This window comes from Providencia sp. PROV201, from assembly GCF_028479545.1.
GTDB lineage: Bacteria > Pseudomonadota > Gammaproteobacteria > Enterobacterales > Enterobacteriaceae > Providencia > Providencia huaxiensis.
The window spans coordinates 90,727-102,815 of sequence record NZ_JAMPNW010000010.1 but is presented as its reverse complement, the minus strand read 5'-3'; the positions used below and the strand labels follow the sequence as shown (position 1 = coordinate 102,815).

Genomic DNA, 12,089 nt, shown 5'->3' with positions numbered 1-12,089 from the left:
CAGTGGTGCTTTGGTGGCACCAGCGCTAAAAAAACAACGGGGAAGGCAAGTGCTCCCCCGTAATCATTTATAAGACTTGAAATGCTTAGTTAATAATCATTTCAGTTTCATCGTCAGAGATTGCAGGTGGACGACGAGTAAAACCATGGGTCAGAAGTGCTAAGTAAATTGCACCTGCAGCTAACCACCATAAACCCACTTTAAAGGCTTCGCTATCAAGGCTTGTCCATAACCATAATGTTAGGATAACACCAATAGAAGGCATAATCAGGCAAGTGATAATTTTTGTATTATCCAGCGGTGCTTTACGGTCAATATAAAAATGTTTAATGACCGATAAATTCACAAAAGTAAACGCAATTAAGGCACCGAAACTGATCATTGAGGCGACCATGCTGAGTGAAAGCACCAATGAAAGTAATGACGCTAGCGCAACAAAAATAATCGAGTAAATCGGTGTGTTGAGTTTTGGATGCAAATAGGCAAACAGCGAACGTGGTAACACGCCTTCACGGCCCATCGCATAGAAAATACGCACAATACTGGCTTGTGAGGTCATTGCTGAGGCAAATACACCAATAACATAAGCGGTGATAAAGCTAGATGCCATCATCGCACCACCCACTTGTTTCATTACCGCAAGGCTAGCAATATCGGTATTAGGAATAAAATCCTGCCACATTGGGTAAACCAGATGCGCACCATAGGAGATGACGACAAACAGGGTACCCGCGATAAACACGGTGTATAAGATAGCTTTGGGTAACGCACTACGCGCATCTTTGGTTTCTTCTGCCATGGTGGAGATCGCATCAAATCCAAGGAAGGCTAAACAGAGTACCGCAGCACCTGCAAATAACCCAGATACTTGTTCTGACATGACCGTAATCGGTGCTAATAAAGCATCAGTATCCAATACAAATGAAGTTTTGAAACTCAAGTATAGGAACACGGCAATAAAGATAAATTGCATTAAAATGATTAGCATATTCATTGAGGAAACTAATTTAATTCCCAAAATATTCATAATGCTAACAATTGTAATTGTGCTGCAAATAATCACATACATTGGGATATCGGGGAACGCTTCGTGAACAAAGATCCCAATCGCAATGTAGTTAATAATAGGTAGAAAGAGGTAATCTAGCAGTTGTGCCCAACCCACTAAAAAACCGAGTGTGCCGCCAAAGGTTTTTTGCACATATGAATAAGCAGATCCTGAAAGCGGAAGTGCGCTTGTCATGCGGCAATAGCTCATGGCAGTGAAAAAGACAGCAGCTAATGTAATTAAATAAGCGATAGGCAGATGGCCTTCACTTAATACAGTCACTTGTCCATAGGTGGTGAAAATTCCGAGTGGCACCATATAAGCCAGCCCGAAAAAAACTAACGCAGGCACGGTCAGTACGCGTTTCATTTGAACGGTATTCTGTTGCATTTTTAAGCCCTTCCCAAAAGCCTTTAACAACGTCAACTCTGTCTGAATGTTCAGGCCGAGTGAACCTAAAATGCAGCCGTACTCGTCATACTTCGAATTACAACGTTGTTGGCTTTGCTCGCCGCCTAGTTATGTTTTCGAACTATTTAGAGTCTTAACGCTACATGATTGTATAAAATTAAATTTTAGAACCGTCTGCATTCAATTTCAGAAAACCTCGCACCAGGACATTTTTCAAATGAAATGTCATCGTGCGCACTTTAATGAAACGTCAGTGATGAATCGGACCATCACCATCCGCTGGGGTGAATACAAGCGGCGTACAATATAATTACCAAGTTCCTATTAAGCAATCATTAATTGAAAAAAATAAACAACTACTTTTATTTCAAAGGGTTGTTTGATGGATATGTTTATTAATTGAAGTGGATTTAAGATAAGTTAAATGATAGCCATTATGTATAGAAAATCAAGATGAAATTTTGTTGTTTAACTTGTTGATTATTTTGACTAAATTTATTTATCTTCAATGACATATATAGATAAGAACAAAGAGATTTAATTTAAGCTTAATTTAGTACAAGGTAGATGAGGAATTGAGTATTTAATTAAATAGCCTGTTTGCATTAATTAATTTAACTATTTAAGTTCCATATAATGAAACACCGACTTCGTTTAAAATATAAAACGAGAGTCGGTATTTAATATTAGCGCTATTTATCGGCTATCTGAATTTCTGAAAACCATTATCCGTTATTTTCTTCTCAGTTTTTGCTGAGTATATAAAGCATCTAATGTAAATAAAATTAATGCAACCCAGATAAACCCAAAAGTGACTAACAATTCAGATGTCATGACTTCACCGTACACAAAGACGGCAAGTAAGAACATAATACTTGGCCCCATATATTGGAAAAAGCCTAGAGTTGAAAGTCTTAAATGGTTAGCGGCTTCTGTAAAGAGTAACAGTGGCACCGTAGTAATTACCCCTGCGGCAATTAGCAGGGCATTCAAATGCCAATCATTCATTGCCATATCGCTAGTTGGACTATCTGCAAAAAATAATAAGAAGATTATACCGACAGGAAGAAGCCAAAGTGTTTCGAATGTCATTCCTGTTTGTGCATCGACACCTAATTTTTTGCGTAATAAGCCGTAGGTGGCAAATGTAACAGCCAAACTTAGCCCTATCACAGGTACTGAGCCAAATTGCCATAGCTGGATCAAGACACCCGTTAATGCAAGACCAACAGCAATCCACTGCATACGACGAAAACGTTCTTGTAAAAATAACATTCCAAACAGTACGTTAACTAATGGGTTGATAAAGTAGCCTAAGCTAGCTTGTAGCATATAACCATTATTAACTGACCAAATATAAATTAACCAGTTACAAGCAATCGTCGTTGCAGTCACACCAAGAACTAATATTTTCTTTGGTTGCTTCAGTACTTGGCGGACATAGCTCCAATGCCTTGAAACGGTTAATAATAAAATCATAAAGAAAAATGACCAAATAATACGATGAGTCAGAATTTCTTCTGCGGGCACTTCTTGGATGCTTTTAAAATAAATAGGTGCGACACCCCAAATAAAATAGGCGCCTAAGGCACATAATACGCCTTTGTATGTAGACTTATCATTTTGATTATTATGCATTTATTATTTTCCGTTACCACATTTTGACCACGTCTTATTAAGTCAATTATATGATAAGTGCGTTAAGCAGTATATAAAGTTAATGCTAACTAACTTTTTGTTACATCAATATACTTTTAACTAAATCAAAATACTTGTTATTCCCTTACTTTGTGTTCTTGTGGCTATATCTAATACAATAGTTATTTGTTTTCACCTTATTCTTCATTTATAACCAATTGAAATTTATAGTTAAAATTTCAATTTGTGTTGTTTTTTACTTGATTCAGTGTATTTTTAATTCTAATGATAATTTACTAAGGTAAATAAAAATGAATGTAAAAAAAGAACAAGGTAAGAGCATTCCAGATGGTTATTGGATGGATGCCAAAGGGCGCTTAGTACCTGAGTCGATGATAAAAGAGATTGACAAAGAACGTGACCAATTAGTCAATGAAGTAGCTTCAATGGCAATTGCTTTAAATACCCAATTAACACAGTTCAAATCACGTTCTTTTGCTGACATTCAAGCGTTTATTGATTTATCCAGTGAAAAGTACGGCGCTAATCTTGGCGGTTCTAAAGGTAATGTGACCCTGTATTCATACGATGGACGCTTTAAGATACAGCGAGCAATGCAAGACCGTATTGCATTTGATGAACGCTTTCAAGCAGCTAAACAGCTCATTGATGCTTGTCTAATGGATTGGACAGAGGGAGCCAGACCCGAAGTACACGCGATTATCACTCAAGCATTCTCAACCGATAAAGAGGGGGAAATTAATCCTGCCCGTGTGTTGGCGCTCCGTCGATTAGAGATTGATGATGAACGTTGGAATAAAGCCATGAATGCAATCAGTGAAGCGTTGCAGGTGATAGGGAGTAAGTCTTATATTCGAGTCTATGAACGCATTGGCGACACTGACCAATATAAACAGATAGCCTTAGATATCTCAGCGGCTTAACCCCGTGAAGAGCATAAGAGCCGCCTAGAATGGCGGCATTTTTTTGTCAGCGGAAGAGAGATTTAATTGACCTAATAATGATTAATCCCCACTGTATTATATCAAGACCGCTTCATGAATACGAATTCTCGAAAATTCACCCACGCTAAACGATGATTTAAACGCACTGTACGCCACCCTACGAGACGCAAAAATAATTGCTATTGAGTTATAGAAAATTGATTTTAACTCGCCTATGACGCTGAGATTTTGCAGACGGATAATTAACACTAAACACCTCGCCGCGCAATCGTAGCCCCGCCACGCCTGCCCACTAAATAGGTCGGTTTTCATGCACCTGCATGAGTTTAGCTCAAGCGTGCCACTACAGGGGTTTTCTGTGTGAGAATAGCAGCAATTATTCATGCGAATTCATGCAGAAACTTGCAAAATCAGGCAAGCGAAAAAGTGAACAGCAAAACCACCATTTCAGGCGGTGTTGTTACTGTGGCATTGGTGCGTGAATGAGTGAAAAAAGGTCTGTTTAGGGGGGGTACCATGTATCAAATTAATTATGATATTGCTTTGTGCTATTTTAATGCGGATATTCATATTTTAAATAATGCAAATTTCTATTTATTTCTTGTCAGTATAGAGTAAATCAATGATTTTTTGCATTTGCTGTCTATCCAACATATTTTTTCCATCATGAATTAATAAAAAGCAGGGGGTTCCCAATAAACGAAAAATAAGTTTTAAACATTGAAAGAAGATTTTTATTCGAATAATCGAGTTTTTGGGAATATCGAGAATAAATAACATGGTGATTTTCCTTATATAAAAAAGGCTAGCTCAACACGTTTATTGAGTTAGCCATTATTTAACATTTTTATTGTGCGTGTCGGTCTTTATGCTGAAAATTATCACCGTATTTATTTAAACATCGGTCTAAGTTTTTAGGCTTGACGTCTTGAATTGATTTCTCTGTTTTTATTTCTTTTTCCTGTGTAGGTCGAGAAATAATATAATCGATAGATTCTAATACAGCAAAAGTGCAAGAGCAGTTAATATTTTTACATTGCATGTAACTGCGCTTTGTTTGAGAGGAAAGGTACTCACTAGAACGGGTGTGTGCTATTTCTTCACAAATAGGACATTTCATTGCCATAGTGTTAACTCTTGGTTGGTTAATATCACTGAGTGATAATTAAATTCATTATACCACTTTTGATTATTTGTTGGAATGTTGTTTTTTTCTTTGTTCCCAAAGGTTCGATTTTAAATTCTTATCGAAATAAACCTCGCTACCAACACTAAAATTAATCTCTTTAGATAAAAAGTTCATTTCTGATTGACTTATATCGCTGTGCCAATAACTGATAAGTTTATCTTGAATAAAGTTATTAAAATTAACTTTTGCATCATTAATGCCTTCATAAACACCGCTATTTCCTGCATTACTGCTTTCGTTAACCTTGAATGATAAGTAACAAAGCTTCATGAGACTATTTAATTCTTTACCATGAGTAAGCATGAATTTATCAAACAAATAACGGGAATAAGCGTTAATTAAATTTCCTTGCTGATGAATAAGTGCTCTCGCACATAACCCTAATTGGCTTTCAAGTGGCTGCAATTCATCTTGATGTACGCTAATTAACTTATCGAACTCAGTGATTGTTTCTCTGCTCAACGCACTATCCGTACGCAGTTGCTTCATTTCATCCGTCATTACGCCATTATTTTCATGAAAAAGTTTGCGCCATGTTTCATCATGTTTCTGAGTGGATTCAATTAACTCAGTTTTTCGTTGTTTAATCAATTGAATGTCAGACTCTTTTTGTTCAACGGTTTTTTTTGCTTCGTTATACGCGAGTTTCTTTTCGAGAAATGGCTGAAGTTGTTTTTTTAATACATCAGGTAGTGTCGTTGCCTTATCCATAATGATCCCTACTTTTGAATTTTTTTTAATTGTGTTGTAGATCATACAAAATAGATATAGGTTTAAATTGTATCATGTATGATACAATTTAAACATCTGAAGGAATATTGGCAAATGACAGTTAGCTTTAAATCTTATAATTATTTAAAGCTAACTAACTATAATGTGTTATTCAAAATAAAATAGCGTGACATTATAAAACTTTGAAATTTTTTCTACGGTATCTGACAAAATGTCATTAGAGTTCATGTAAAAAAATAAAATAAGAACAATAACGATCATGAGAATATTAAATGTAATCCATGTTTTTGTATAGGTTTTTTTTCTTCCATCAATATAATCCTTATCGTTACTCTTTAACTCTTCTGTATTAATAATATTTTTTAAATCATCTTCATTTAATAGATCTTTATATCTATCTCGGATTGTATCGTATCTATTTAGTAATCTATCTTTTTCTTCATTTACCTCTTTTAATGATAGGTATAAATAAACAAATGAAAAAGCTACGAAAAATAATGTTACTACAACTACTTCTAGTGTAATAGCTCCGCTATAAGATTTAGATAGTAATATTCGGATGAGAAATATACTAAGAAAGAATGTTATGATACTCCAAAAACTTGATTTTAATGATGAAAACATATTTTTTGTGATATCTGATGCTTTGTCAGACTGGGATATTAAGAACTCAGATATTTTATTTTTTATTTCAATATATTGTTTTACATTTTCTTTTAAATAAATATCATAGCCTGACTCTATAGACTTTAGTACGCCATCGGAAAGTTTGGTTATATCATTTTCTTTTGTATAAAGTGAAATTATATTTCTAGCTAAACCTAATTTATCAATGAAGTTACCATCGGTATAAACCCATGAGTAAATATCATAAATTATATGTAGTGACTCACTTGTTATCTCGTTAATTAAGATAGTGTTATTAATTAATCGATAACCTTTTAATTTGAAAATAACTTCGTTGCTTTCAATTTTTAAATCACTGTAATCACTTAGATAAATTAATGATAAAGTAATGAGCAACTTATCAAATAATAACTTGATTGATTCATACGGACAGTTGGTCAATAATTTAAAATCATCAGGTATGAATTTTAATTCTGAGTCAAATGTAAAATGACAAGATTTATTTCTCTTGCTAATTAGTAACTGACGCTCGATATTTTCAGTAGAATAATTAATATGGTTATAGGCCGAAATAAAATACAAGGAACATGTATTAAAGCTGGTTTCGCTGTTCCATAAAATGAATTGTATTTTTTCATTTACATTAAAGTCTTTTAGTTTAAATAAAAACTGTAATTCTTTTCCACTGTTAAAGTTAGAAAAAAATGATTCACAATCAAAGATGTGAGTAGTATTTCTTCTGCTAATTGCCTCATCTTTGTAGATAGTAATATCAATACTGATAGTACTATCTAATTCGTTAGGTTCAGCGTCTAAAAAATCAAAGTTATTTTTTATGTTATAAATATTATCGTGCAGTGTTGTTAATGAAGTTTTATTCGTAATTAATATCGGATCATATCCGTCAAAATTGAAATTAATATCAAAATTAAGGTTATAATTGTTACAAGTTTCTGTAATTGATTGAAATAGGGAAGCACCATTATCGTTCATATTGGTGCTTTGAATCTTATAGTTAGCTTGGCATTTATGAAAATCATCACAAACAGAAACAAGTTCTGTTTGTAACAAGAAGTTTGAGATTTTCTCAAGCAAACTAACATTATTCATCTTCAATCCCGCCGAATTCTTTATAGCCTTTATCAGTGTATATTTTAATATATTTACCTACTGAGTCAATATCTGCCTTTATTTTGTTAGAAAAATCAGTGATTTCACCATTGATTTTCAATTCGAAATTTTCATCGAGAATAATGGTTTTTTTCATCCTTGCTTTAAGGACTTTTGCAGATAATTCAAATTGAGTGTCAAATCCTTTTCGGTTATCTTCTGGTAGCTTATTAAGCTTTGCAATAAATTGATCTTTTTGATTTTCTAATTCTTCATTTTCAAATTTATGTGATTTGATTTTTTCTACAAAATCGTTGAAGGCAAAGGTTTCATTGTTTCTAAAATAACTAATTGTATCATTACGAATGAGCCAGTAATCAGCTGGGGATTTATCCTTTATTTCTTTTCTCAAAAAATTATCAATAGACATAAATGCATTTGTAGTGTTTTTTTCTGAATTTGATAGTTCTTCTGTGGATAAAAAGCGGTTCCACCAATACTCACTGATGCCTTTTCCACTATCAGAAATGAGTAGCTGCTCAATTTCATTATTATTACTATTAATACAAGCTAAACAGGTTTTTTGAAGTCGTGTTTTTTCAGGAAGTCCTTGTTTTAACTTTACATCATTTTCGTCTAAGAAACCATTATGCTCGATTTTAAGAATTGCGAATCTTTTTTCGTTGTCTATTAGTAATAATAGAATTAAAAGAGCCCCTTTTTGTATTTCTATGTCGAGATGTTCCATTCTTGCTTGAACGTCAATTTCAACATTTAATAATTTTTCAGCAATATTTTTTGTTCTCTCTTCCCAGTCGTCTTGATTTTCTATAAGTGAAACGACATGGCGAGGAACTAATTCATTAGTATCTTTGAATTTATAGCTTTTGTTTCTTTTTGTATCAACCAATTCTTGTAATACATTCTTACAGTATCTTACAAAATCGTCATTATGCTCTATTGTGCGTTCTAATACTGAATTATCTTTTATTGATACATTAAATAATGCACTCTTTAAAAGCTGAACACGTGCCATTCTGGAAACCTCATTGACTATAATTTATAAAATTTTTTTAATTATTACTGTCTTTCTCAAAAAAAATAAGTGCAGCTGTCACATTTTTTGAAACAATTTAGTTTCATTATATTTTGAAACAATTTAGTTTCATTATATTTTGAAAGAATAGGGAGGGGGGCTCGGAAAACGGTCACAATGGTCACAACCTTAGAAAAATATTGTAATCTTATGATTTTAAACAAAGTGTTTGTGACTTTTTTAGGGTCACAAACGGTCACAAATGAAGTGCTAAAAGGTAACAGGCATATAAATCAATAGGTTATATTTTATATTTGTGACGTTCTGTGACAGACACATGTGACTCTGTTGTGACTTTTTTGTGACCTTTTATATTGTCAGTAATGATATATATATCAATACATTAAGTTTCATTCAAAAAATTGTGACCATTGTGACCGTTTTCCGAGCCCCCCCCTAAAATTCTGAATGGTTTATCAATAGGCTAAATAATGACCTTTTCTGTTATCATTTATTTAGGTATTTGTATTTGGTTTTTACGAGATAAAGCAAGGTGAAAACGACGGGATACCTAGTTCAGCTATAATGGTGTGGTAGCTGCCACTGACACATAAAAAAACAGAGCGGTTTAGGGCTCTGTTTTAATCCATTATGATGACCGAGAGTGATTTTATTCGTCGCTATATTCGAATACCCAACATTTCAGTGTCTCAGGCTTTTTTAGTGTACTTCCTTTGGGAAGGGTTGAATTGAATAGGCTGTTTACAGCACTACGAACCGTTTTTACGCCAATAAAACGACGTGCTCGAGCGGTTTTTAATAAGTTTTTGATATCCGTATTTAAGTTAACACTCTGGCGGTGCTCGCTGGCGACTTGGGTTAAATGGTTAAAGTTAACAGCAAACACGCCTTTTTCGTTGCTGTGGTTGACGCCGCATGACTCGTTAGCATCCAAATAATCAAACATATCCCAAAACTCAATTACGGCAGGGTTATCAACCATTAAGGCTTGAACTCGCTCTTTTGCCAAAGATACAATAAATTCTCGCGTCTGGACGATTCGGTCAGCATTAACAGGTAATACATGGTGCAATGTTTCTAATAGTGCAATGAGTTGAGCATGGTTTTTTGCAATCCGTTCATGGCTAATATCGGGATCTTCAAATAGCTGCTTCTGTATTGCATCAAGAGATTGGCCATATTGCGTTAAAATTTCATTTTCTTTCATGGTGGCCAAAGGGATAAAACCCGAAATTTTCTCTATTGGATAACGTTCTAGTGCGATAGCGGCTAATCGGGTTTCACTGTTCTGTTCAGCTTTGTCAGTGTAAAGGTGAATAATCCGCTCTAATACGGCGCGTGAGGCGTCGATATCGGCATTTTGAGCAATGATAATGCTACCTTTAAATAAAGGCTCATATGTTTCATTATTATTAGTTTTTATTCCTGTGGAGCGGGTTGCACGTCCATTATAAATCGATTTAAGTTCCTCCCAGTCAAATGATCGTAATTTTGCATTATCTTGATTGCGGTCACTTTCAATCAGGCAAACTGGCAAATTACTAATTTGTGAGAAATTTCGGGAACGCCCTGCCAATGTTGATTTTGAGGGGTCGAACCCTTCATAATCCGCCCGCCCACTCAAGCGCCATAAGAACTCTAATAACGTACTTTTCCCAGAGCCTGGCTCGCCCACAATTTCTAAAAAGGGATAGCTTTTATGGGCTTTTCGGATTTGCTCTGCAAACAATGAGCCGAGCCAGAACGCCAACGCGGCATATCCTTTAACACCAAACGCGCACCACAAATCATTGAGCCAATCAGGTGTAAAGTCGTCAAACTCGATATTAAAATCAAGATTAGGGCTACTGCTAATCGTTTTGATGTCGAGCTTATCTAAGGAAAAATAATCCTCGACGTTCAAGGTGTATACTTTGCCATTTTGTACGGCGACGTTATTAAAAATATACACGCCGAACTCTTTGTTATAGCCAATATAATTTTGGGTTTTGACTTCTTTAATCTCTGGTAAGGCGTGTTTGCAAAATCGGTCTAGTTGATTTGTATTACCGGTATAGACAGCACCTTTTGCCACATGTAATAGCCGTTTTTTAAATTCAGATGCACTAGTGAGCTGACCTGCGGTAAATGTGGCTTTTACGGGTTGTAAGTGCCGAGGAAAATCAATTTTCATGTAATACCATGATTCATCGGTTTCTTCTGCTTTTTGGAAATAGAGTGGGGTTGGGTAACAATTTGCAATCTCAGCAACGGCTCCCGATTCTTGTAAGGCTTTTTTCCGTGCGTCAATCTCAGTCAGATGTGGATCTGACATTTGAATACGGTCAACGGCTTTCATGTGGCGCTCAACATCCAGTTTAAACCAGTATAAGCGGTTATCATGCTCAAAATCGAATTCATGCCGCTCAGTGCGCTGAAACATGAGCAATGCTTTATCGGAGGCACTTTGGGCTAATAACAAATCGCCATAATAGCGATATTGATTAATATCTTTAGACGTTAACTTTCCTTGCAAGTGTAGGTCATTCCAATCAAGATTTGAAGGCTTATTTGCTGTTTTTGCGGCAGTGGCTCCCCATCCTTCATTGCGGCTGCGCTCAACAAATTTTTTCATACCTCGTTCGCCAGCAGGACCATTATCCAACGCCCAGACCAAAACAGGCATTTTTTTATCGCCCAGCTCCTCTTTAAGCGTTTTTAAGGCAACATCAGGGTAATTGTGGCAACTCATAAGAGAAACCGCGACCAGCCCATTCTGAGCGAGACTGAGCGCATCAAAAATACCTTCGGTTAACCAGATTTCATTTGCTGCGGTTAAATCCTGTGAAGGTAACGCCCACCAATGCCCTTTGTATGCTCCGATAAAATTCGCTTTACGGTCAAATCGGCTTGGCTGGTCAATAATGCGTTCCCATTGTGCTCCGTTAGGCAGAGTAAAGCGTACCGTTGCCGCACCTAGACCGTTAGCATGATAACTCTCTTCGGTATAGAGCCCCTTAAGTGAAACAATATCTAAGCCTCTTGCCTGTTTTAAATAGGCATCAGCCGCCGCATACGGTGTAGTATTGGTTTTAGGATAATAAGTTGACCAGTTATCATAGAATTCAGGGTAAAGTTCTTTAACGATTAATTCTGTACCACATTTATTTTCTCGACCACAACGTAATACAAATGGTTTTTCAATTGAGGTAAATAGTTCTTTCTTTTTACAATTGGGACATAAGCCTTGGCGTAAATAACCATTTTGACTTTTAAACTGGAAATCATGGATTAATTTGTTTATAATTAATTCTGAATTGATATTGTTCATTA

General features: G+C 35.3%; 10 protein-coding genes. 2 read left to right on the top strand and 8 right to left on the bottom strand.

The features are described from left to right. Positions 1–85: 85 nt before the first annotated feature. Together PR809_RS10490 and rarD are read right to left on the bottom strand one after the other, a co-directional pair. On the bottom strand, positions 86–1,438 hold the full coding sequence (locus tag PR809_RS10490) for an APC family permease (RefSeq protein ID WP_102139894.1): 1,353 nt from the start codon (positions 1,436–1,438) through the stop codon (positions 86–88). A gap of 753 nt (positions 1,439–2,191) precedes the next feature. Continuing rightward, positions 2,192–3,097, bottom strand: a complete 906-nt coding sequence (gene rarD / locus PR809_RS10485; RefSeq protein ID WP_272524523.1) for an EamA family transporter RarD — start codon at positions 3,095–3,097, stop codon at positions 2,192–2,194. Between the two features lie 311 nt (positions 3,098–3,408). On the opposite strand from rarD, the gene PR809_RS10480 reads away from it, so the two are divergent. Together PR809_RS10480 and PR809_RS10475 are read left to right on the top strand one after the other, a co-directional pair. Then, a complete protein-coding gene (locus PR809_RS10480) occupies positions 3,409–4,041 on the top strand; it encodes a DUF3164 family protein (RefSeq protein ID WP_036976295.1) in 633 nt (210 codons plus the stop codon). A 381-nt stretch (positions 4,042–4,422) separates the two neighbouring features. After that, complete coding sequence (locus tag PR809_RS10475) at positions 4,423–4,548, top strand: hypothetical protein (RefSeq protein WP_261984863.1); 126 nt, start codon at positions 4,423–4,425, stop codon at positions 4,546–4,548. 108 nt (positions 4,549–4,656) lie between these two features. Here PR809_RS10475 and PR809_RS10470 read toward each other — a convergent pair whose 3' ends face one another. The 6 genes from PR809_RS10470 to PR809_RS10445 all read right to left on the bottom strand — a co-directional run bounded on the left by PR809_RS10470 (position 4,657) and on the right by PR809_RS10445 (position 12,087). Then, the gene (locus PR809_RS10470) at positions 4,657–4,842 is read right to left on the bottom strand and encodes a hypothetical protein (protein ID WP_272524522.1); all 186 of its coding nucleotides are present in this window, start codon (positions 4,840–4,842) and stop codon (positions 4,657–4,659) included. A 67-nt stretch (positions 4,843–4,909) separates the two neighbouring features. After that, positions 4,910–5,188: an ogr/Delta-like zinc finger family protein gene (locus PR809_RS10465; RefSeq protein WP_261984763.1), complete on the bottom strand. Its 279-nt coding sequence runs from the start codon at positions 5,186–5,188 to the stop codon at positions 4,910–4,912. Positions 5,189–5,251: 63 nt separating this feature from the next. Then, positions 5,252–5,962, bottom strand: coding sequence for a hypothetical protein (locus PR809_RS10460; RefSeq protein WP_147675434.1), 711 nt, complete (start codon positions 5,960–5,962; stop codon positions 5,252–5,254). Positions 5,963–6,130: 168 nt separating this feature from the next. Further along, complete coding sequence (locus tag PR809_RS10455) at positions 6,131–7,720, bottom strand: hypothetical protein (protein ID WP_147675433.1); 1,590 nt, start codon at positions 7,718–7,720, stop codon at positions 6,131–6,133. Next, a complete protein-coding gene (locus tag PR809_RS10450; protein WP_147675432.1) occupies positions 7,713–8,756 on the bottom strand; it encodes a nucleoid-associated protein in 1,044 nt (347 codons plus the stop codon). Before PR809_RS10450 ends, PR809_RS10455 begins: the two co-directional genes overlap by 8 nt. A 670-nt stretch (positions 8,757–9,426) precedes the next feature. Further along, the gene (locus tag PR809_RS10445) at positions 9,427–12,087 is read right to left on the bottom strand and encodes a toprim domain-containing protein (protein WP_147675431.1); all 2,661 of its coding nucleotides are present in this window, start codon (positions 12,085–12,087) and stop codon (positions 9,427–9,429) included. Positions 12,088–12,089: the final 2 nt, after the last annotated feature.